We start from the raw sequence: 21,923 nt of genomic DNA, 5'->3' as shown, positions 1-21,923 counted from the left end.
GCCCGGGTCCCGACCGGGGCCGCGTCTGGTACGCTGAACCCATGAGCGGGGTAGTGCCATGACCGAGGGTTCCCCTCCCGTGGTGGCCCAGGTCACCGTCCCCTCCCGGCGTTTCCGGTCTCTTGGCGGCAACGTCCTCGTCGCCGGCCTGGTCAGCTTCTTCACCGACATCGCCTCGGAGATGATCGTCCCGGTGCTGCCGCTGTTCCTCACGGTGACGCTGCGGGCGCCGGTGGCTGCCGTGGGGCTGATCGAGGGGGTTGCGGAGAGCACCGCCAGCGTCCTGCGGGTCTTCGCCGGGTGGCTCTCCGACCGTGCCGGTCGGCGCAAGCCGCTGGTCGTAGTCGGGTACGCGCTCTCCAACCTGACCAAGCCCCTGCTGGCCGTGGCGGGGGCCTGGCCGCATGTGCTGGCGGTCCGGTTCGTCGATCGAGTGGGCAAGGGGGTGCGCACAGCGCCACGCGACGCCCTCATCGCCGACTCCGTGGCAGCGGAGCATCGCGGGCTGGCCTTCGGCTTCCACCGGGCCATGGACACCGCGGGAGCCGCGGTGGGGCCGCTGCTGGCTTTCGCCGCGCTGGCGCTGGCCCCGGAGCACTACCGCGCCGTCTTCTGGGTCGCCGCCGTCCCAGGGGCGGCCGGCATTCTCACCGCAGCGCTCTTCCTGCGGGATGTGGGCCGGCCCGCCGCTGCCGCACGCCCGCCCCGCCTGGCCTTCACCCGGTTGGGGCGTCCCTTCGCCCATTTCACGGTGGCGGCCACGATCTTTGCCCTGGGCAACTCCTCCGACGCCTTCCTGATCCTGCGGGCCCGCAACCTGGGCCTGTCGCCTGCGGCGATTCCGCTGGTCTACTTCGCCTTTAACATGGTCTACGCACTGCTGTCCACGCCGGCGGGAGCGCTCTCCGACCGGCTGGGCCGGCGCCGCGTGCTGGTCGCAGGGTACGCCGTCTTCGCCGTCGTCTACCTCGGCTTCGCGCTGGTCCGCGTCCCCCTGGCCTCCTGGGCCGTTCCAGCCCTCTTCCTGGTCTACGGAGTGTACTATGCGCTGGCCGAGGGGGCCCAGCGAGCCTTTGTGGTGGATCTGGTCCCGGCCCATCTGCGGGCTACCGCTCTGGGGACCTTCGCCACGGCCACCGGGCTGGCGCTGCTGCCGGCCAGCATTATCGCGGGGCGGATGTGGGATGCGCTGGGCCCGGCTGCTCCCTTCTTCTACGGCGGGGCCGCGGCCACGGCCGCCCTCCTCCTGCTGCTGCTGCTGCGCGAGCGGCCCCTCGCCATACGCGACCGGCCCTCATGACACGCGACGGTCGCCCCACAATACGCGACCGGCCCTCATGACACGCGACGGTCGCCCCACAATACGCGACCGGCCCCCACAATAGGCATCGGGGTATCGGGTTTCTGCCCGATGGGCTTTCCCCCCATCCCGCTGCCAGAATGGACCGGGTCCATGGAAATCATGGAGCCGCAGTCTGGGCAGTCTGTCCGGCCTGGATCGCTCGGATCCCCGGCTGGCAAGAGGCACCGAATCACGGTGAAGGACGAGAGTCTGGTCATCACGGCCTGGGACGGCGAGGAGGCCATCTTCACGTACGACCGTGCTGGCCGCCTCTTCGCCGCCTGGGTCGGACAGCGGCTCTACCGTCGCGCCCTGGACGGGCGGATGATCGAAAAGCACACGGTCACGGTGAGCGGCGTCCGTACTCCTCTACGCCGGCTGCTGCCCCCGGAAGAGGCCTCGACCTGCCTCGACCGCGCCGCGCACGTCGCTGCTGCTGCCGCCGCAGCCCTGGAGCGCGGAGAGGTGGACCTGCTGTGGACGGCCTCCACCCAGCCCTCGTTGGCGGAGGCGGGACGCATGGTTGCCGCCGCGGCGTCCTTTGACAGCCGGGCCTCGCGACTCGATGCGGCACGCTTCTTCCAGGTCTACCGCCCCGTGGGCATCCTTCCGCCTGATCAGTACATGGCGCTGGTCCTGCAGGTCACGGAAGGGTGCCACTGGAACCGATGCGCCTTCTGCACCTTCTACCGTGGCGTCCCCTTCCGGGTGAAACCCCTTCCGGAGTTTGCGGCGCACGTGGAGGCGGTGGGCCGGTTTCTGGGCGAGGGGGTGAGCCTGCGCCGCGCCATCTTCCTGGGTGAGGCCAACGCCCTGCTGTTGCCGGTCGACGACCTGCTGGCCCGGCTGCTGGTGGTGGCGGAGTGGTCCAGGCGGATGGGACGCGAGCCCGGCCCGGTGGGCGCCTTCCTCGATGTCTTCACCGGGAAGCGCCGGACCGTGGAGGACTTTACCCGGTTGCGCGCTGCGGGGTTGCGCCGCGTCTACCTGGGGGTGGAGAGCGGCGACGACGGCCTGCTCCGCTTGCTGAACAAGCCGCAGCAGGCGGCGGATGTGGCTGCCCTGGTGCAGACCCTGAAGGCGGCAGGGCTGGCAGTGGGAGTCGTCGTCCTGGCGGGGATCGGGGGGAGGGAGTTTGCCCGAAGCCACGTGGCCCGCACCCTGGGCCTGCTCAACTCCCTGCCCCTGGGGCCCGGGGACCTGATCTACCTATCCGCTTACAGGCCGCCCTCCGAGCGCCAGGTTGCTGATCGCACACAGGATGTGCGGCCCCTCTCCCAGGACGAAACGCGCGCCCAGCTTCGGGCGTTGCAGCAGGGTCTGCGCTTCCCCCCGGGGAGGAGCCCTCGGGTGGCCCGCTACGACGTCGAGGAGTTCATCTATTAGGATTGCGGCCTCCAGGCTCATCTGGAGACCTCGGTCAGCATCGTGGAGGGACGCCTTAACGGCCCCACAGTGGGGGCTTCACCACCATCAGGTAGAGGATCGCCAGTACCAGGGCTGCGGCCAGGCCGCTGATCCGGTTGATCCGGCGGCGCAGGTAAGCATACTCCGGGGCGTCCGGACTGTAGCGCTGCAGGACCTGGCCCTGGCGACGGGTCAGCGGCGTCAGGACCCCCAGGCCCAGGACGGCGGCCAGGAGGAACAGCAGCAGGGCGGAAAGCAGCCAGGGAGCGGCCAGGGGAACCGGGCCAACCCACACCAGCAGCAGGCCGGTGACCAGGACCACAACATAGGCAGGGTTGGCAATACTCCGGTCCAACGCCCGCACGCTCTCCCGGACGTGGCCAAGGTGCGCCGGCTCACGGTGAGCGCGTGCCAGGAGCAGCCCGTAAGTGGCGTTGGTGCCCACCGCGACCATGGCCGCCAGCACGTGCAGGAACTTGAGCAGCAGGTACAGGCTCATCGCTCTCCTCCTCTTGCCGCCAGGCTCACGGAGGGTGGACCATAGGCGATGTGCGCAGGTTGATCGCCCGGCTCGCCGCCCTCCCTGGCATGACGCCGGCAGTGCCGTTCATGGTCACCTCTGTCCTCATTCTGCCCGTGGCCGGCGCGGGGCTGGCGGCTGTCTCTCCTCAGGTAGCCGCAGGGACGTTCCGTACCTACCCCGTCCTGGCAGCGAATCACCTGGTCACCCTGGGGTGGGGGACGCTCCTGGCAATGGGGTCGATCCACCAGATGTTCCCTGCGATGCTAGGGGTGCCGCGGCGGCCCGGCCGCGGCGCGCTCGTCCAGTATGGCCTCAGCCTTGCAGGCATGGCAATGCTGGTTTGCGGATTGCTCCTGCGGCGCGTCCCCTGGATTGCCGTCGGCGGCCTGGTGTCCTGGACCGGCATCGTCTACTTCCTCTGGCTGACCGCCCGCATGATCCCGCAGCGCCGCCGCTGGACGCCGGAGGCGAGCGGCGTGACCCTGGCGCTGGGTTACCTGCTGCTGGCCGCGACCTGGGGGCTGCTGATGGCGCTCAATTGGAGGTGGGCGTTCTGGCCCGGCCTAATGGCAAATGCCGGCCCGGGTGTGCACGCGGCGCTCGGCCTGGGAGGGTGGTTCGTCCAGCTCGTGATCAGCGTCTCTGCCTACTTGCTGCCGCGGTTCGTCGGGCTGCACCGGATAGGGGCAAGGGCGGATGCGGAGACCGGCAAGGCAGCTGCCGGTACCGGCGCCCGGGGGATCCCGCTCCTGCCCGTGCTGCTCCTCCTCAACGCCGGGGTGCTCGTTCTGGTGGCGGCGGCCCTGGCGGGAGCGCCGCTCCTGGCGAGAGGAGGCGCAGCGCTGATGGCCGCCTCGGGGCTCCTCTACGCGGGGAGTCTGCTGCGGGTCCTGCGCGCACGGCAGCGGGCCAGGCCTGACCTCACCATCCACCACTGGTGGGCGATCCTGGGGCAGACGGTGCTCCTGTCTGTCCTTGCCGCGGCCTGGGCCGGAGGTGGCCCGATCGGGCAAGGACGTCGCGTGGCCGCGGCGGCCGTGGTGCTGCTGCTGGCCGGCTGGCTCAGCCTGGCCATCATGGGCCAGCTTTACAAGGTGACGCCGTTCCTCATGTGGTACTACCGGTTTGCGCTGGGTATCCCGCCCGCTGAGGTGCCCCGGCTGGAGGCACCGTACTACCCTGCGGCCGGCGTGCCTGCTTTCTACCTCAGCCTCTCGGGGAGCCTGCTGCTGACCGGCGGCGTCCTCTTCGCGTTCCCCACCCTGGCCACAGCGGGGAGCCTGCTCTTTCTGGGCGGGGGTGGGCTATTCGCCTACGTGATGGCGGCCTCCTGGATCCGCGCAGTCCTTCTGCGGCCCGGAGGGTAGCGTCGTTACCTGCCCACCTCCACGGCCACGCGGCCGGCAAAGGGGGCGCCGTTGCGCCGTCCCTGCAGCCTGATGACCCACCGGCCGTCCATGGAGAAGGTGTGCTCGGCGACGTAGACGCCGGGGGCGGTGCGACGGAAGGTGATCCTCGACTCGCCATGCTCCATCTCCGGCATCCCGGCGTAGCCCTCCAGGTCCGCGACGTCCAGGGGCGCGCCCTGGCGGTCTGTCAGCCGCAGCTGCAGGATCACCGGCCGCAGCGCCGCGGGACGCTGTGGCGTGGCGCTCAGGTACGCCTGCCAGTCCGCCTCGCCGACCGTCGACTGCGCCCTGGGCGCGCAGGCTAGAGACAGAAGGGCCACAGCCGGAAGCGCCACCAGGATCGGCAGGACGGTCGGCCGGAGCCGTTTGGCGGTCACGTCTCCACCACCTGCTCAAACCGCAGCCGGGCGGCGTAGTAGGCACCGACGGCCCAGCAGACCAGGACCGCGCACAGTGCGGCCAGCAGTCCCACCGGGCCCAGGCGCTCTGCCGCGTAGAGTCCCACAGGCCCCAGCAGCTCAGCGGTGCCGCTGACGCCCAGGATGGCGGCCATGCGGAAGGCGCTCACCGGGTTGAGGGCGGCCAGGACCAGGACGACCGGTGCGGGCAGGCGCAGGATGAGGGCGGTCCCCAAAATGCCCAGGTCGCTGACGATAACCAGGACGAGCCAGGCAAGCAGCGCCTCACCCAGGGCTCGGCTGCGGTTTGGTGCTGCCGCCGAAAGGAGGAACCCCAGGGAAAGCGATGCCAGAGCCAGCAGCAGCGCCAGCACAACCAGCCAGAGGAAGGCGGGCAGCTGGTCCGAACCCACGCGGGCCGCCAGGAGCACCCCGGCGCTGCCGAATCCCGTCAGCACGGCGGCCAGCAGCGCCCGGGCCACCCCCAGGTACTTGCCGGCGAACAGCTCCGCCCGCTGCAGCGGCTGGCTTAGGAGCATGATCAGGGCGCCGCTTTCGCGCTCGCCAGCGATCCATCCGGCGCCGGCGGTCAGGCCGAGCAGCGGTGCGAACAGCATCGTCAGGTGGATCAGGGTGGCGGTGATGCGGTCGAAGGAGGAGAGACCGGCGATGGACGGGCTGGCCAGGGCCAGTGCGGCGGCAGCGAGGGTGAGCGCGCCGAAAGCGACGGCAGCGGAAATGAACCAGCGGTCCCGCAGCACGGCGCGGGTGTCCCAGCGGGCCAGGACCCGGACGGCGTTCACGTGTGGCCCTCCCGCGGCAGGCCCTCCCGCAGCAGATCCGGCTGGCGAAGGATGTCTTCCAGGCGCGGCTCGTGGATCCGCAGCGGCCGTCCTCCCAGGGTGCGGACCGCCTCCGCCAGGACCGCGTCCGGCACCTGCAGGCGCAGGCGGCCGTTGCTGGTGGCCAGCACCCGCACCGCCGCCGGCAAACCAGCCGGCATCGGTGGCACCGTGACCACCTCCACCCAGCGACGGGCGTACAGCGCGGAGACTTCCGCTGCAGCAGCGATCCGCCCCTCCTCCAGGAGGACGACGCGGTCTACGACCGCGCCCAGCCCATCCAGGTGGTGCGTGGCCAGCAGTATCGTCTTACCCTCCCGCCCGGCCGCTTCCAGCCACTCCAGCACCAGTCGTTCTCCTGCTGCGTCCAGCTGGCTGGTCGGCTCATCAAGCAGCCACACTGGCGGGTTACCGATACAGGCCACAGCCAGCGCCAGCCGGCGCACCATACCGCCGGAAAGGGTGCGTACCGGACTGTCCGCGGCATCTTCCAGGCCGACCGTCTGCAACAGAGTCAGCGGGGCCGCGGGCAGGCCGCGCAGCTCCTGGAAGAGCGAGATCACCTCAGCGGCGGTGAGCGCGCCGGGAAAGGACGGTGACTGGGGGACGTAGCCCACCAGGGCCCGGGCGCGCCAGCCCTCCCGCCTGGTGTCGAACCCGCCGATGGTGGCAGTCCCGGAGAAGGGCGCGAGCGCCAGCAGGGTGCGGATCAAAGTCGTCTTGCCGGCCCCGTTGGGCCCCACGACGGCCACGCGTTGCCCCGCCGGGATCTGCAGGTCGACGCCGCGGAGGATGGTGCGTCGGCCGTAGCGGACAGTGATACCCTCCAGGCGGATCACCTGGGCTTCTCCCTTCTAAAGCGGCGGGGCGCCCCCGTCCGCCAGAGCGTTGCTCCTCCCCCAAGGGCCAGCAGTGCAGACGCGGCGGCAAATGGCGGGGAGGCGGGTTCCCCTCGGTGCTCCGGGACGACGGGTAGGGCCATCAGCGGCGATGGGTCCTCGACCAGGACGTGGGGCGGGAAGAGGGGCAGCAGCCTGCTGGCGAAGTCCACCGCCGCCACGGCGGTGCTGCCCCAGAAGAGGGCAGCCGCAGGGAGCCGATCCTCCAGCCGCTCGAACCACTCCTGCGCCCGGTAGGGAAGGTCGGCCACGCCGTCTCCGTCGGCGTCCAGGGCGACGTGGTCGCTCCAGTAGTTGCCCCGGCCGGCGCGGGCCCAGAGGTTGACTGCCTGCGCCCCACCCTCCAGGCGCACCTGGCGGGCGTTATGGTCGAAGCGGTTGCCCACAATCACGTTGCCGCTGGCGCTGGATAGCAGGACGATCCCCGTCTCGTTGCCGGCTATGGTGTTACCGCTGATCTCACTGCGGCCACCTTCCCGCAGGGGCGTCCCGTCCAGGTACAGCCCCACGTGGTTTCCGGCCAGCAGGTTGCCCCGCGCCACCACGTCGTCGGACTCCTTGAAGGCCAGCCCCACCCCGGTACTCCCGCGGTGCCGCAGGAAGCGGTTCCCCTCGATGCGTACTCCGCTGCTGTACATGACGTAGGCCCCCACAGCGTTGTCGGTGAAGGTGCCTTCCAGCAGGCGCAGGTCGTCGGCGTACATGAGGTGGACGCCGTAGCGTGAGGAAGCCACGTCCAGCGCGTGCAGCACCGAGGAGCGGGAGAACCAGATGAGCACGTCCCGCAGGCGGCGGATGCGCACGTCGCTGAGCACCACGCGCTGGCTGTACCACAGCCGCACCGCGTCGCCCCGCCGGCCCGGCGGCAGGTCGTATCCCCGCATGGTCACCCGACGGATCACGGCGCGATCCGCCCGCTTCAGGTTCAGGCCGAAGAGGACCTCCTCCAGCGTCAGGTCTTCCAGGAGCGCGTCGGGCGCATGGAGGGCCACGCCGGCGTCCTCCTCATTGAGGTCTGTGCCGCTGCGGCGCAGGGAAAGGCGGCTGAGGATCACCCCCGGCGCCGTGACCCGCACCACTGTCCCCCGTCCGCCTCCGTCGATCACGGCTCCGGGCTCCCCCACCAGCCGCAGCGGCTTGCTGATGACCACGGGGCCCTGCTCCACGCCCCGCACCGTCACTGTGGCCCCGGGTGGAGCGGCGTCGATGCGGGTCTGCAGGGAGGGCGCGGCGGTGGCGGGCGGACCGGCCGCAGCAGCCACCCCCACCGACAGGGCCAGACCCGCCGCGACGGCCAGCGCGGCCCGCGGCATCGGCCCGTGCGGGGATGGGAGGAGGGAGGCAGGCATCAGCCCCTCGCCCTCCCGCGGGCGAAGTCGTAGAGGGAAAGGACCGACGCCGCCAGGGCCAGGAAGAAGCCCACACCGAAGGTGGCGGATGTGGAGAACTGCATCACACCGCCGCGGCCGAGGATGGTGGGCATGAACGGTTCGATGGTGATGGGTGCGGTAGGGTCAATGGTGTGTCCCATCCACCATAGCCAGTAGGCCAGATCGGCCAGCACAACCGCGGGCAGGAGTACCACCGGGAGACGCAGCAGGAGCTGCAGCCATCGTCTGGCTGGAAGACGGCGGGCCGCCAAGAGCAGCAGCGCCGCAGCCGAGAGCAGGACCAGCGGCACCGCCAGCCGCCGCTCCAGGGGGGCGGCGACATCCAGCCCCGGCATGCCGATGTAGTGGTTGAGGGTGGTGATCTCCTGGGCGTCGCCCCCGACGTGCGTGAGGTAGACGCGGGCCCGCAGGCCCTCGGGGTATTGGGGGGCATAAAGGGTGACCTGCCAGTAGGGGAAGACCAGGGAGAGCAGCAGCAGCAGAACCGCCGCCAGCAGCGGCAGTCGACCTCGCCGCGGCATCCTGGCCGGATGGGCGAACCTCACCGGTCCCTGCAACGTCCCGGTGGCCATGGCTGCGGCCTCCTGAGCTCCGGACGGCCTCCCCCGCCCGCATCGTCCGCGGCGGGCAGGGGAGCGATCCGGCCGGGCCTCGCGGGGGCTATGGCGTCACCTCCAGGTAGCCGGCCATCTCCAGGTGGAGGGCCGAGCAGAACTCGGTGCAGTAGAAGGGAAACGTCCCCACCTTATTCGCCCGGAAGGTCACCGTCTCGTACTTGCCGGGCTCCAGGGATAGGTTGATGTTGTACCGGTCGATGGCGAAGCCGTGGATGGCGTCCTTCGTCCGCTCGATGTTGGTGATGTGCAGGATCACGGTGTCGCCCTTCTTGACCCGAATGCGGTCAGGTGTGAAGTGGCTGCGCATAGCCGTCATCCACACCTCTACAGTGTTCCCGCGGCGGACAATGCGTGCCTGCCCCGCCTTGATGGCCTGCGGGTCCGGCCGCATGGTCAGCGGGTTGGTCCCCGGCTGCGGGTAGGTGGCCCACGCCTTCACCCGGTCCATGGGGATGATCTGCGCCAGGTGGGGCTCGGCCAGGCCCACGGGAGTGTTGCTCAGCAGCTTCATCTTCTCGCCGCTGATGTCGATGAGCTGGAGGTTCTGGGGGAAGAGGGGACCGATGTTCCTGTACTGGTCCACCGACCACTTGTTCAGGGCCACCAGGTACTTCCCGCCCGGCTTGACGGTGTCGCCCATGACTGCGGCCAGGTGGCCGATGTTGTACTGCACGGAGATCTTGTCCACCAGCTTCCAGCCTTCCGCGGCGTTCTTGTAGGGCGGCCCCAGGGTCCACTTGGATACGGCGCTGTCCAGGAAGATGCTGGTGTAGGCGTTGCCCTTGTCGTCGAACTGGGTGTGCAGCGGCCCCAGGCCCACCTTGACCTGCGCCGCCACCACCCGGTCGAAGGCCAGGATGGGGACTCCGTAGGGGTCCTTCCCGGAGAAAGCCCGCGCCTTGATGGCCTCCTGGATCTTCTTGAAGGAGTAAACGGTGACGTTGGGGTCCAGCTTGCCGGCGGTAACGATGTAGTCGCCGCGGGGAGCCACGTCGTTGCCGTGCGGGCTCTTGGGCTGGGGGGCGAAGTAGAGGACTCCCTGGTCGATGGCCACCTGCAGGGGGAGGACGCGCATGCCGTTGACCACCCTGCCCTTGCCCTGGGCGACCAACTGCGCAGCCTTCTTCCAGTTGATGATGTGCAGGTAGTCCATGTCCCGCGCCGAGGCACCGATCTCCATGGGCGGTTGCTTCTGGAGGGTGCCGCCGATGGCCCGCTCGGTGTTGAAGGAGTTCATGAGGACCCAGCCGTCACTCTCCAGCTTGCCGAAGTCGGCCAGGTCCTGCCAGTAAGGAGGCAGCTCGATCTGGAAGGACGCCGCCGGGTCAATGCGCCCCCTGCCCCGGTCAAATTTCCAGAAGGTGGCCAGACCGCGGAAGCGGGCATTGTAGGATTCCTGGGTCACAGGCTGGTAGCCGAAGGGGAAGGGGGCGGCGTACTGGGTGGCCTCCAGCACGTACTCCGTGTTGGGGCTGACCACCGCACCGTGGTTGCTGGCGGCGTTGGGATTCTTCACAATCTGCTTCGTGGCGAAGTCCCGCAGGTCGACCACAGCCATGCGGGCGTTGGCCTTGTCGTTGATGAAGAGGAACTGCCCGTCGTACTCCCCGTTGGTCTCACTGATGGCGGGGTGGTGGGTGTCACCCCAGGTGAGGGCCTCCTCCGGAGTTTCCCCCTCCCCCAGCACCTGGCGGGTCTCCTTGCTGAACCCGTAGCCCTGCCACGGTTCCGGTGCGAAGACGCCGATCACCCGCAGCAGGCGCATGGAAGGCAGACCGTAGACCAAGACCTGCCCCGACTGCCCCCCGGAAGAGAACATCAGGTACTCGTCATACTGCCCCGGGGGGACGTAGGTCTGCAACGCCGCCCGCACCTGGTCCGGTGTAAGCTTGCGAGCCTGCACCAGCTCCTGCAGGTCGCGGGGCAGCGACTGCCCGGTACTGGTCCCCTGCCGGACTATCAGGGCCAGGGCCAGGATGAGGGCGAGGGCCAGAACGACCGTCACCCCCTGCGTACGGACCTTCATTGCCTCTCCCTCCTTTCAATGGTCGGACGTCGCCTCGGCGGCTGTTCCCGCTCGCCGCCTCCTCCGCGGCGGCGGGCCGGCGACGGAAGCCGGGCGGCCAGTTCCGCCACCGTGACCGCCAGTTCCCGGTTCATGGCGGCTTCCAGGCGGGCGAGGGCAGCGCGGACCGGACACGGTTGCGGACAGATGCAGTCCTTCCAGAGCACGCAGAGGTTGACCGCCAGCGAGCCCTCGGCCGCAGCGATCACCTCTCCCAGGGTGATCCCGGTTGCCGGCCGGGCCAGCCGCACGCCTCCGCCCACCCCGCGCCTGGTGCGGATAATCCCGGCGCGGTTGAGGCCCTGGACGACCCGCGCCATGTAGCTGCGCGGGATGCCCTGGCGGGCGGCGATCTCTCCCAGCCGGCCCTGGGGGCGCAGGGAGAGGTCAAGGACCGTCCGCACGGCATACCGGGCCTGACGTGTCAGCTGCATCGGTCTAGGAGAACAGGGCAAAGATGACAAAGATGCGAACTTTGTCATGAAAAGCCTACGGCCAGGGCCCGCCCGCAACAATCAGGTGGGCAGAGGAATTTCCATCGGGTGAGGACCCGAGGAGTTCCACACGTCGGGCCGTTATCACGACCCCTACGTGCCGGAGTGCGGCTGGAGGGGACGGGCACGGCATTCGGCATTGCGTGGACCATTTACCCGCGGTTGCTCGCTTTCTGTGATAGTTTTAGAATCTGATTCCATCAGAGTGTACTCCATGCCGAGGCGGCTCTCTGTCACGGAGGCTGTGCGGAACTTCTCCGACATTCTCGGTCGCGTGCGTTTCCAGGGGGAGCGTTTTATCCTCCTCAAAGGAGGCAAACCTGTGGCAGAACTGGGTCCTACTGAGGCCGCAGCTCCCGTTAGGTTACGGCACCTGCCGGGAATTCTTGCCGACCTCCCTCACCTAGACCCCGGCGACGTCGACGACTTTGCTGCTGATCTCGAAGCCGCCAGAGAGGCCGCAGGATCGGTTCAGCCGGGGCCGTGGGCATCCTGATCGACTCGACCGTGTTCATTGAGGCCGAGCGCGGGCGTCTTCACCTCGATCGGTATCTGGCTGCTCAGGAGGGCGAGCCGGTGGCGATTAGCGCGGTGACTGCGAGCGAACTGCTCCACGGCGTTCACCGGGCGGCCAGCCCCTCGGCCCGCGCTCAACGGGAGCGCTTTGTCGAGGCGATCCTCAGCCGGTTTCCAGTCGCTGAGTTCGACCTGCAGGCAGCCCGGATCCACGCCCGCCTATGGGCTCAGGTCATGAAGAAAAGACAGGCTGTAGGCGCACACGACCTGCTCATCGGCGCTACTGCAGTCGCTCTGGGGTTTCAGGTGGCGACGACGGATGTCAGGGAGTTCCAGCGAATCCCCGGGCTCCGCGTTCAACTCTGGGCTTCGTAAGTCCCAGGGGATAAGGTTCGCGACCACCCGCTGGTGGGCGTCGCGCGCCAGTGACGCCTCCGCAGCGATGACAGCGCAGCATTGCGGCCGATCGTTTCCTCCCGTCAGGGTTAGAGGGTAAGATCCGGTCAGGTGCGTACCGCGCCTCTGCTAAAAGCGCAGCCAGGCTGGCCCGAACAAAAGGGTGACCACGCCCAGCACGGTCCACAGTGCGGTGCGCACACCCCGGACGGGGCGGCGCTGCCGGAACTCGCGCACCATCTCCACGATGGGCAGCAGGGTCATCAGCACCACCAGCCAGGGCGCAATACCGCCCAGCCAGGTCACCACGTCCGGGTTGCTCCGCCGGGCCACCTCCAGGATGGCCATCAGGACCCAGAATGCGGCAAAGCCGGCGCGCATAGCTGCCTCAGACTTCGGGTGAGATGACCCACCCGTGGCCTCACTTCACCACGATGGTCATCACCATTCCGGCCTCCTTGTGCCCCGGGATGTCGCACTCAACCTGATAGGTGCCCGGTCGCAGCTCCACCTCCAGCTCCCCGGACTGCCCCGGCGATACCGAATCCAGGCGCTTGTCGGTGCCCAGGATGACGAAGGAGTGCTCGACGGTGCCGGCGTTGACCAGCTCGAAGTCCACCTTTCCCGCTTTCACCTCCACGGTCTGCGGCTCAAACTTGAACTCGGTCATGGTGATCTTGACTTCCTGCTCGCCCGCCGGAGATGCGGGCCGGGCCTCACCGGTAGGGGCGGGGGTGGCTGCGGGCGCCTCCGCCGCAGGCGTGGGACCCGCCGCAGGCGTGGGCCCCGCCGGCGGTTGTTGGGCGGTGCGGCCGCCGCATGCCGCCAACAACAGGGTGGCGGCGACGATCAAGACCAGTGTGCGCATCCGGTTCCCTCCGTTCCTGCAGATCCTGCCGTGGATGATGTCGCTGCAGATGTTATGGCCGAGCCGGCAGGCACATCATATCGGGCAAGGTGACGATTTGCATAGGGTCTTTGCCCGATGCTTACACACCCAGGAAAGCGCCTCGCTGGCGCAGCCGCCCCTGCAGATCCGCCGGCGGCAGCTCCCGCGGGGGAATCTGCGCCCGCACAGAAAGCGCCGCCGCCGTCCCTGCGGCCTGGGCGATGGCCATGACGATGGCGGAGACGCGAAAAGCGGCAAAGGCCTGGTGCGTGGCGGAGATGCACCGCCCGGCCGCGATGAGGTTGGCCGCGCCCCGGGGCAGCAGCGCCCGGTAGGGGATGGTGTAGTACTGCCCGGTGGGCAGGCGGCGGGCCACTATGCGGGCGGAGGCCGGGTCATGCAGGTCGATGGGGTAGGCGCCGCAGGCGACGGCATCGGGGAACTTCCGCGCACCCAGGATGTCCTCCTGGGTGAGCACGTACTCGCCGACGATGCGGCGCGTCTCGCGCACCCCGATCTGCGCCGGCGTCTCCAGCAGGTACGCCTGCGAGAACCCGGGGACCCGCCGCCGCAGGAAGTCCACCACCTGGTAGGCCTGCCGCCGGCCCTCCACTTCGGCCTGGGCCAGGTCACGTCCCACCGTGCCCAGCCGCCCGGGTACACGGGTGGTGTTCACCACGGCCTCGCCAGAGCGCACCCCCTCGAAGACCAGCAGGCGGTCCCGCGGGATGGTCCACTCTCCCCGGGCCCGCGCGGAAGAGACCAGGCCGGTAAACCCGGCGAAGCCGCGCAGCGGCAGGCGGCGCAGCCAGTCCACCTCGATGCGGCCCCGCACCCCCTGGCCGTGCTGTGCCTCTTCCTGGTGCGCGGCCAGGTAGGCCAGGACCGCCTCCCAGTCCACTCCGCCCAGGCGGAACATCAGGGTCATGGGCTGGGCCTGCCCGTCGCTCTCCCGCCCGGTGACCACGGGGCAACCCGCCGCCGCGGCCAGGTCGGCGTCTCCCGAGGCATCGATGTAGACCGCAGCCTGCAGTTCCTTGACTCCGTCCTTCTGCCAGACCCGCACCCGCTCCACCCGCCCCCCGTCGCAGGCGGCGTCCAGGAAGACGCTATGCAGCCAGAGGTCCACCTCCGCCTCTACCGTCATCTCCAGGAAGACCCGCTTCAGCCCCTCATAGTCGAAGGGGGTGACCGTGTAGCAGAAGTCGATGGGGTCAGGCACGTGCCCTGGGGAGGCGCCCAGCGCTACCAGGCGGTCCACGATCTCCTGGGGGATGCCGGAGACCACCTGCCGCTCTCCGGCGTGGAAGCCCATCATCGGCGCCACCATGGCCGCGGTGAGCGCCCCGCCCAGGAAGCCATACCGCTCCACGCAGGCCACCCGGGCACCCTCCCGCGCTGCGGCGACGCTGGCCACGGCACCGGCGGGACCGCCGCCCACAACGACCACGTCGTAATCAGTCATGGTGGATGCCGCCGGAAGCGGGCCGGGCCGAACGGGGCACGAAGCGGGCCGGGTCGAACGGGGCCAGGTCGGCATCTGCCCGCCCCTCCAGCATCAGCCCGGCGATGGCAGAGGCGGTGGCCGGAGCCAGGGTCACACCCAGCATCCCGTGGCCGGCGGCCATGTAGAGGTTGTCATGTCCGGGCAGTCGGCCGATGAGGGGCAGGCCATCAGGCGTCACCGGGCGCAGGCCCATCCAGGACCACTCGGTGGCCCCACCCGCCCGCTCCGCCAGATACAGGTCGGCGGCGCGGCGCACCGCCACCAGGCGCCTGGGGTCGGCGCGCTCGCTGAGTCCGGCGAGCTCCAGGGTACCGGCAAAGCGCAGGGCCGCACGGAAGGAGGTCACCGCCACCTTGGCCTCGGTCAGGTAGACCAGGTGCCCGACCTGCAGCGTGGGAGCAGACAGGGTGATGCTGTACCCTCTGGCCGCCGTAAGCGGCAGGCGTAAGCCGCACCGGCTGGCCAGAAGTCCCGACCAGGCTCCGGCGGCGATGAGGAAGTGATCGCCGGCCAGGGGACCGGTCGTGGTCAACGCGGCGGTGACCGTCCCGTTCCGGCGGGCGAATCCCCGCACCTCCTCCCCCCGGCGGACGGAGACGCCCAGGTCCAAAAGCCGGGCCTCCAGCCCCTGTACCAGGCTCTCCGGCCGGACGCACCGCTCGTCGGGGATCAGCACGGCGGCGCGCACGCGCGGCGAGAGGGCCGGCTCGATCTCGCGCACCTGCCGGTCGTCCAGGAGGACGGGCGGAGGATAGCCGTAAGCCCGCATACGCTCCAGGTCCTCGGTGATGTGCACGACCTCCGCCTCCTGCACGAATGCGAAGAGCAGACCGAGGCGGTGCATTTCGAAGGCGACCCCTGCGGCCTGCAGCGCGTCGTAGTGCTGCCTGGTCCGGACGTTGAGGCGGGCCAGGGCGTCGAAGGCGACGGCGTAGTCGCGGGGATTACAGCGGCGCCAGAAGGCCGCCAGCCAGGGGGCCAGCTGGGGCAGCACGCGGGGGTTGATGCGGAAAGGACTCTCCCGACGCAGCAGCCAGCGCAGAGACTGCGCCGGCAGACCCGGGGCCGGCAGCGGGCTGGAGAAGGCCGGCACCACCCAGCCGGCGTTGGCCCAGGAGCATGAGGCCGTGGGCGCGCCGCGGTCCAGAACGACGACCTCGGCGCCTCGGCGCCGCAGCTCGTAGGCGCACCAAAGCCCGATCAGGCCGCCACCGATGACCACCGTCCGGCTCATACCACATCCACCTCGACCGCCGCCTCGAAGAGGCGGTGCCAGGGAAAGGTCACACGCTGCAGGGCGATGTGTATCCCGAAAGAGGCTGCAAGGGGCGGCAGCACATGCTCGGCGAAAAGCTCACCCGCGGCCGCCTCCAGCCCGGGCTCGTCTGCGCCCAGCGCCGCAGGGTTGCTCCCGCGCGCCTGGAGCAGGGCCGCCAGTCGCGGCCGCACCACGGCCTGGTAGCCCCAGTCGTCGAGGAGCCGGGCCAGCAGCATCTGTCGGGCTGCGGCCGGATCGCCCGGGATCCCGCGGCCCAGGTGCCAGACCGTCACCGCCTGAGCCACGGCCGAGCCCAGGGCGTTGCTGGCGGTGTTCCAGCCGGCGTAGGCGGCCACCCCCCCGAAGGCCGACCGCTGCAGCAGCGCGGCCACCAGTGAGCGATCGGCTCCGTTGGCGTAGCGCACGTCGGCCAGGGCCACGGGCCGCCCGCCCGCAGCCTCCTCTGCCAGACGCACCGCCACAGCGCCGGCATCGTCCACCACATCGTCCTGGTCGTGGGCCTCGCGCTGCTGGTCCTCGGCGAAGTTGTGGACCCACAGGAGGATCTCCTCTCCCGAGGAGACGAGGCGGCATCCTGTGGCCTCCACATGCTCCCGTACGCTCTGGGCCAGTGGTGTCGCCTCGTACGCCGCCACACGGTCCCTGGCTTGAGGAAACGTGTAGGCCACCCGCACCGCCGGGCGTGCACCGGCCACAGCGTTGAGCCAGCGGGCGAACAGGACCGCGCCCAGCTCATCGGCGCCGGAGGTGATGATGACGTTGGCCGCGGCAGCGACCGCAGCCAGGCGTTCCAGGACCTCGCGGTCCATCCGGGAGAGGCCGGTGATGGTGGTGTCGTCCTGGCCGACCAGCACCGCGCGCAGCGTCCCCCGGGATGCGGCCAGGACCAGCTCGGCGTTCACCAGGAGGTGGCGGCGCCGGTGCTGCAGGACGGCCTCCACCACCCCGGCCGGAAGGCGTTCCAGGGCCTCCGCCAGCTGTCGGGCTGCGGCCGCATCGCCCATCCAGGCGTAGCGGTCCGCAGCGGCGGAGTAGGCCCGCAGAGCCTCGCCGTGGATCTCCCAGTACCCGGGGTCCTCACCTCCTCCCGCAGCCAGCGGCGTCCGGGGGATGACCGCTGAGACGTAGGTGGGCACCGTCGCCGCCAGGGCGTAGAGGTCGTCCAGCCAGGGGAGGAGGTTCCGCCACTGCGGCGTGGCCCGGCGCGAGGCCACCAACCCGCCGAAGCACAGCATCTCCGCCGAGGCGATGCATGCCGCCGGCGGCTCCTGCGCGAGCTGACGGTGGACCCAGGCCCACAGGGCGCGGACGTCACCCGGGCGGTCCGGGCCGCCGAGGAGGGCGCGGGGCGGCGTGTGCACGGTGACGCCGACGGCGGCGGCCAGGTGCAGGACCGCGTCCCGCGTGACCGGGCGGTCGTCCAGCGGGATGAAGAAGCAATTCACCGGATCGCTCCCAGGGTGATCCCGCGCATGAAGTAGCGCTGCGTGAACAGGAAGACCGCGATGATGGGCAGCGTCATCAGCACCGCTCCGGCAGCGATCAGCCGGGTGTTGTGGGCGAAGAGCCCGGAGAGGTAGAGCAGCCCCACGGCCAGGGGGTACTTCTCCGGCGACTTGAGCACGATCAGTGGCCAGAGGAAGGAGTTCCAGAAGGCCACGAACTCGAAGATGCCCAGGGCGGCCAGTCCCGGAGCGATCAGCGGCAGCATCACCCGCCACCAGAGACCCAGCTCCGAAGCCCCGTCGATACGGGCGGCGTCCTCCAGCTCCTGGGGGATGGAGAGGTACTGCTGGCGCAGGAGGAAGATGCCGAAGACGCTGACCGCGCTGGGCAGCACCACCGCCGCGTAGGTGTCAATGAGGCGCAGGCGGGTCAGGGTGACGAAGTTGACGATCAGGCCTACATGCGAAGGGAGCATGAGGGTGGCCAGCAGGAGGAAGAAGACCAGGTTGCGGCCGGGGAAGCGCATGCGCGCCAGGGGATAGGCGGCCATAGCGCACAGCAGGAGGTTGGCGCCCACCCCCGCTCCGGTGATGAGCAGGGTGTTCAGGAAGAAGCGGGGGAGGGGCAGCGTCCGCCAGACGGCCACGAAGTTGTCCAGCCCCAGGGGCCAGGGCGGCGGCGGGGGGAAGCCGAAAACCCGCCCCTGCGTGCGCAGGGCGGTGCCCAGCAGCCACAGCAGGGGGAAGGCGGTGAACAGGGCCAGAGTACCCAGGCCCAGGTAGAGGCCCACCTTCCCCACCATCCGGCGCGGCGCCATCCTAGTAGTACTCATAGCCGCCCCGGCGGAAGACGGCGAAGTTTGCGGCGGAGAGCAGCATGATCCCGGCCGCCAGGATCACGGCCAGAGCCGCGGCGTAGCCGAAGTCGAACTTCTGGAAGCCCACGTCGAAGATGTAGAAGAACATGGTGAAGGTGCGGAAGACGGGTCCGCCCCCCGTCATCACGTAGACCTCCTCAAAGACCTTGAGCGCGGCGATGGTGGAGATGGTGGAGGCCACCAGGATGGAGGGGCGTAACAGGGGCAGCGTCACATAGCGGAAGATCTGCCACCGTCCCGCCCCGTCCAGCGTGGCCGCCTCCTCGTATTCGGGGGAGATAGCCTGCAGGCCGGCCAGGTAGATGACCATGTAGTAACCCAGGCCCTTCCACAGGGTGACGAACATCACCGAGTACAGGGCCAGGTCCGGGTTGCCCAGCCAGGAGATCGGCCGGGCGATCACCCCCAGCGACAGCAGCACGTAGTTAATGATCCCGTCCTGCTCATACAGCCACCGCCACAGCAGCCCCACCACCACCATGGAGGTGATCACCGGCACGTAGTAGGCGGCGCGGAACCAGGCGATGCCCCGCAGGCGCCGGTTCACCGCCACGGCCAGGAGGATGGAGGCAAACTGCAGGACCGGGACCACCAGGACGTACTGCAGGGTGTTGGTCAGGGCAATCCAGAAGAAGCGGTCGGTGCGCAGCGCGCGGAAGTGCTCCAGGCCCACGAAGCGCGCCGGCTCCAGCCCCAGCAGGGTACGTAGATTGTAGGCGAAGAGGCTGAGCACGGTGCCAAAGCCCACGGGGTAGAAGGTGAAAACGGACAGCAGGAGCAGCGCCGGCAGCAGGAAGAGGTAGGCCACCAGGGTGGTCCGCCACTGCCGGCGGGAGAGGCCCAGCAGGCGCGGGCGGGCCCGCGCCCCCGGGAGGACGGCGCTCACGCGCTGAGCACTTTGCACAGGCGACGCAGGGATTCCACGTAGCGGTAATTGATTTGGGTGTGGTCGTCGTCGAATTCCTGGTACTCGTGGCGGATGCCCAGGCGCTCCAGCTTCCGGTGCAGGAGGCGCGCGCCGTGGTGCAGGTTGTACTGGTCGCGGCTGCCGCACTCGAAGTAGAGGAGCCGCAGAGAGCGCAAAGCCTCGGCGTGGCGCTCCACCAGGTACACCGGATCCCACTGCAGCCAGCGGGCCCAGACCGCCTCGTTGACCTCCCCCGTCTCCAGGTCGATGGGCAGGTCGAAGCCCTGGGGGCTGGACGGGTTGGGAGAGTAGGCCATGGCCATGGCCACCAGCGAGACCATGGCCCGCACCATCTCTTCGGCCTTCTTGGGTGCCGCCTGGAAGGCCTGCAGGAAACCGGCTAGGCCCCCGTGCTTGCGCAGGGTATCCACCGCCTTCCAGAAGTCCACCTTGTAGCAGGCTTCGAAGTACACATCCCCGCTGTGCGCGGCCGCAGCGCCGAAGAGCTGGGGGTGGCGCATGGCCAGCACCAGCGCCCCGTAGCCCCCGCTGGACTTGCCGTCGATGCCGCGGTGGTTGCGCGAGGCCATGGTGCGGTAGTAGGTGTCGATGTAGGCCACCAGCTCCGTGACCGCATCCTCGTAGCGCCCCGTGGCGGAGGAGTTGAGGTACTGGCTGCCGCCGTAGCGCGTCCAGCCGTCGGCCATGACCAGGATCGCCGGCGGCGCGCCCTCCTGGATCACCCGGTCCATCAGCTCGGGCAGGGAGGGCACCCAGGGGTTGATGTTGACCGCGCTCAGCCCCGTCCCGGTGAAACCGTGCAGCCAGTAGATGACCGGATAGCGCCGCCCGCTGCGGTCGTAGCCGGGCGGCAGGTAAACGGGGATCTGACGGCGTGCGGGGTCGCCCAGCGGGTTGTCGCGCAGGGCGGCGCAGTCAAACTCCTCGATCACCACCCGACCGGCAAGCCTCATCCGCGACCCTCCTGCAGGATGTGGTCTCTTTTGGCGAGATCTCGTCGCATCCTCTGTGAACGTCGCCTCCTACGGCAGCGCGTCCAGCAGGGTCACGGCGAAGAGCGCCACCGTGGCATCGCTGCCCCCGGTGATGACCTCGATGGCCGCGATGGCCTTCGCCGGGTGCGGGTTGGCCCAGACCAGGAGGGAAAGGCGGACCTCCAGGCCGGAGCGGGTCCGTCCTGACCAGGCCACCTGCTGCTCCATGGAGACCGGCTCGTCCAGCCACGAGCCGATGTTGCGCTTGTACAGCAGGGGAACGGTCTCCTGCGTCCCGTCGGTGTAGCGGACCACGTAGGCACCCACCTCCTGGCCGAAGCGGGGTCCGGCGAAGGGGGTGGTGTGCAGGAAGGCCACCGCGGCAGCGCGCCGCCCCACGGGGATGCGCGCCCGCAGGGGGAGGCGGCGAAGCTCCTCCCGCGCCCCCCGCAGCAGGACCACGGACCGACCACCGTTCTGCGCCGGGTCCACAATCTCAAAGAGGATGTTCCCCAGACGGCGCCTCCCCGGGGAGAGCGCGCGCAGGTCGAACTCTGGCCCCTTGCCGATCCAGCCCCGTCCGTCCTGGTCCACGTGGCTGCGGGTGGCGGCGGCGCGCAGATCCAGCACCGCCCCGGAGATGGGCTGGGTACGCAGTGGTGTCGGCTGCCACTCGCGGCGGAAACGGGCCGCGGGATCCTCAGCGCTTCCCCCGCCGCTACCTACCGGGCTCGGCTTCAAGAAGGCCTCCGCCGCCGCGCCCGGGTTCCAGAAGGCGTCCGCTGCCACCAGGTAGGTGTAGATCTGCTGGTACTGACGCTCCAGCACGCTGCGGTTCTGAAAGTGTCCCGTCCAGGTGGTGCGCAGCATACCCGCCGCTCCCTGCTGTTCCCCCTCCCGGGCGAAGGCGACGATGTTCTGCGGTTTCCACCAGGTGGCGGCAATGGTGGGGAAGCCCCATTGGATGAAGCGGCCCAGGCTGGGATAGCGGGTGGCCTCCTGGTACTGCCAGTCCACCATGATGATGTCGCGGGGCAGTCGCTGCACCAGAGGGGCGAAGTCGTGGGTCAGCAGCACGTCTCCCCACATCATGGTGCCCACGCCGCGGGCCTGCAGAAACCGGTAGAGCTGCAACACGTCCCGTACGAACAGCTCCCCGAAGCCCAGGCGCTTCCCTTCCTCCGACCAGGGAAAGGGCACCACGTTGCGCACCTCGTCATGCCCGATGTGCAGGTAACGGGGCTGGAAGAGGCGCACCGCCTCGTCCAGGATGGGAAACAGGACCTGGTAGACCCGCGGGTTCAGAGGGTTGTAGACGTAGCGGGCGTTGCTCTGGTCCGGGGGGATCTCCAGCAGGTCCAGGTTCTGGTCGTTGGTGTAGAGCCACTCCACATGTCCCAAGGTCTGGATCAGGGGAATGACCTCCAGGTGGTGCTCCCGGGCGGCCCGCAGGAGGACGACCACCTCATCCTTCGAAGCCCCCGACCGGTGCCAGAGGTTCCGCGCGCTCTCCCAGCGCACGTAGTCGGCCTGGGCGACGATGGTGTTGAACTTGAACTTGCTGAGGATGCGCGCAATCAGCGCCACGTGGAAGTCGTCGGAGGCGTCATCCAGCAGGAGGTGCACGGCGCGGAACCGGTGGGCCGGCCAGTCCCGCACCTCGGCCCCGGCAAAGCCCAACCCGTTGCCGGCGGCTACCAGCAGCTGCCGCAGCGTCTGTACGG

General features: G+C 69.6%; 21 protein-coding genes. 4 read left to right on the top strand and 17 right to left on the bottom strand.

Annotation, left to right across the window (positions count from 1 at the left end):
• Window positions 1–58: 58 nt before the first annotated feature.
• The gene (locus QN152_09750; GenBank protein ID MDR7539794.1) at window positions 59–1,300 is read left to right on the top strand and encodes an MFS transporter; all 1,242 of its coding nucleotides are present in this window, start codon (window positions 59–61) and stop codon (window positions 1,298–1,300) included.
• 237 nt (window positions 1,301–1,537) lie between these two features.
• On the top strand, window positions 1,538–2,728 hold the full coding sequence (locus QN152_09745) for a radical SAM protein (protein ID MDR7539793.1): 1,191 nt from the start codon (window positions 1,538–1,540) through the stop codon (window positions 2,726–2,728).
• A 55-nt stretch (window positions 2,729–2,783) separates the two neighbouring features.
• Here QN152_09745 and QN152_09740 read toward each other — a convergent pair whose 3' ends face one another.
• On the bottom strand, window positions 2,784–3,248 hold the full coding sequence (locus tag QN152_09740) for a DUF2269 family protein (GenBank protein MDR7539792.1): 465 nt from the start codon (window positions 3,246–3,248) through the stop codon (window positions 2,784–2,786).
• A 50-nt stretch (window positions 3,249–3,298) separates the two neighbouring features.
• Between QN152_09740 and QN152_09735 the strand changes: the two genes are divergently transcribed.
• The gene (locus QN152_09735) at window positions 3,299–4,639 is read left to right on the top strand and encodes a hypothetical protein (GenBank protein MDR7539791.1); all 1,341 of its coding nucleotides are present in this window, start codon (window positions 3,299–3,301) and stop codon (window positions 4,637–4,639) included.
• A gap of 5 nt (window positions 4,640–4,644) precedes the next feature.
• Here QN152_09735 and QN152_09730 read toward each other — a convergent pair whose 3' ends face one another.
• From QN152_09730 to QN152_09700, 7 genes are all read right to left on the bottom strand, one after another.
• A complete protein-coding gene (locus tag QN152_09730; GenBank protein ID MDR7539790.1) occupies window positions 4,645–5,058 on the bottom strand; it encodes a FixH family protein in 414 nt (137 codons plus the stop codon).
• Window positions 5,055–5,882, bottom strand: a complete 828-nt coding sequence (locus QN152_09725; GenBank protein ID MDR7539789.1) for an ABC transporter permease — start codon at window positions 5,880–5,882, stop codon at window positions 5,055–5,057. The genes QN152_09730 and QN152_09725 overlap by 4 nt, the downstream gene beginning before the upstream one ends.
• Window positions 5,879–6,760, bottom strand: coding sequence for an ABC transporter ATP-binding protein (locus tag QN152_09720; GenBank protein ID MDR7539788.1), 882 nt, complete (start codon window positions 6,758–6,760; stop codon window positions 5,879–5,881). The genes QN152_09725 and QN152_09720 overlap by 4 nt, the downstream gene beginning before the upstream one ends.
• Window positions 6,757–8,169 (bottom strand): nitrous oxide reductase family maturation protein NosD, encoded by a 1,413-nt coding sequence (gene nosD, locus QN152_09715; protein MDR7539787.1) that lies wholly within the window; start codon window positions 8,167–8,169, stop codon window positions 6,757–6,759. The genes QN152_09720 and nosD overlap by 4 nt, the downstream gene beginning before the upstream one ends.
• Window positions 8,169–8,783 (bottom strand): cytochrome C, encoded by a 615-nt coding sequence (locus tag QN152_09710; GenBank protein ID MDR7539786.1) that lies wholly within the window; start codon window positions 8,781–8,783, stop codon window positions 8,169–8,171. The genes nosD and QN152_09710 overlap by 1 nt, the downstream gene beginning before the upstream one ends.
• A gap of 88 nt (window positions 8,784–8,871) precedes the next feature.
• Entirely contained in the window at window positions 8,872–10,854 is a 1,983-nt protein-coding gene (gene nosZ, locus QN152_09705) for a Sec-dependent nitrous-oxide reductase (protein ID MDR7539785.1), read from the bottom strand.
• Window positions 10,851–11,327, bottom strand: coding sequence for an Rrf2 family transcriptional regulator (locus tag QN152_09700; protein MDR7539784.1), 477 nt, complete (start codon window positions 11,325–11,327; stop codon window positions 10,851–10,853). The genes nosZ and QN152_09700 overlap by 4 nt, the downstream gene beginning before the upstream one ends.
• Before the next feature lie 543 nt (window positions 11,328–11,870).
• Between QN152_09700 and QN152_09695 the strand changes: the two genes are divergently transcribed.
• Window positions 11,871–12,278, top strand: a complete 408-nt coding sequence (locus tag QN152_09695) for a type II toxin-antitoxin system VapC family toxin (GenBank protein MDR7539783.1) — start codon at window positions 11,871–11,873, stop codon at window positions 12,276–12,278.
• A 150-nt stretch (window positions 12,279–12,428) separates the two neighbouring features.
• Here the strand turns inward: QN152_09695 and QN152_09690 are convergent, their stop codons facing one another.
• The 9 genes from QN152_09690 to QN152_09650 form a co-directional block, all read right to left on the bottom strand.
• Complete coding sequence (locus QN152_09690; GenBank protein MDR7539782.1) at window positions 12,429–12,680, bottom strand: hypothetical protein; 252 nt, start codon at window positions 12,678–12,680, stop codon at window positions 12,429–12,431.
• A gap of 40 nt (window positions 12,681–12,720) precedes the next feature.
• On the bottom strand, window positions 12,721–13,167 hold the full coding sequence (locus QN152_09685) for a cupredoxin domain-containing protein (GenBank protein ID MDR7539781.1): 447 nt from the start codon (window positions 13,165–13,167) through the stop codon (window positions 12,721–12,723).
• 121 nt (window positions 13,168–13,288) lie between these two features.
• Window positions 13,289–14,653, bottom strand: a complete 1,365-nt coding sequence (locus tag QN152_09680) for an FAD-dependent oxidoreductase (GenBank protein MDR7539780.1) — start codon at window positions 14,651–14,653, stop codon at window positions 13,289–13,291.
• On the bottom strand, window positions 14,646–15,929 hold the full coding sequence (locus tag QN152_09675; GenBank protein MDR7539779.1) for an FAD-dependent oxidoreductase: 1,284 nt from the start codon (window positions 15,927–15,929) through the stop codon (window positions 14,646–14,648). The genes QN152_09680 and QN152_09675 overlap by 8 nt, the downstream gene beginning before the upstream one ends.
• On the bottom strand, window positions 15,926–17,419 hold the full coding sequence (locus QN152_09670; protein ID MDR7539778.1) for a DUF4127 family protein: 1,494 nt from the start codon (window positions 17,417–17,419) through the stop codon (window positions 15,926–15,928). Before QN152_09670 ends, QN152_09675 begins: the two co-directional genes overlap by 4 nt.
• Window positions 17,416–18,237: a carbohydrate ABC transporter permease gene (locus QN152_09665; protein ID MDR7539777.1), complete on the bottom strand. Its 822-nt coding sequence runs from the start codon at window positions 18,235–18,237 to the stop codon at window positions 17,416–17,418. Before QN152_09665 ends, QN152_09670 begins: the two co-directional genes overlap by 4 nt.
• A 1-nt stretch (window position 18,238) precedes the next feature.
• Window positions 18,239–19,183 carry a sugar ABC transporter permease gene (locus QN152_09660; GenBank protein ID MDR7539776.1) on the bottom strand — a complete coding sequence of 315 codons (945 nt, stop codon included), beginning with the start codon at window positions 19,181–19,183 and terminating at the stop codon, window positions 18,239–18,241.
• Window positions 19,180–20,178: an alpha/beta hydrolase-fold protein gene (locus QN152_09655; GenBank protein MDR7539775.1), complete on the bottom strand. Its 999-nt coding sequence runs from the start codon at window positions 20,176–20,178 to the stop codon at window positions 19,180–19,182. The genes QN152_09660 and QN152_09655 overlap by 4 nt, the downstream gene beginning before the upstream one ends.
• Before the next feature lie 69 nt (window positions 20,179–20,247).
• On the bottom strand, window positions 20,248–21,923 hold a 1,676-nt coding region (locus QN152_09650; protein ID MDR7539774.1), incomplete at its 5' end, for a family 20 glycosylhydrolase.

This window comes from Armatimonadota bacterium, assembly GCA_031459715.1.
Lineage (GTDB): Bacteria > Sysuimicrobiota > Sysuimicrobiia > Sysuimicrobiales > Humicultoraceae > Humicultor > Humicultor tengchongensis.
Note: the sequence above shows the minus strand (reverse complement) of the source record. Positions and strands in the feature narration are given on the sequence as shown.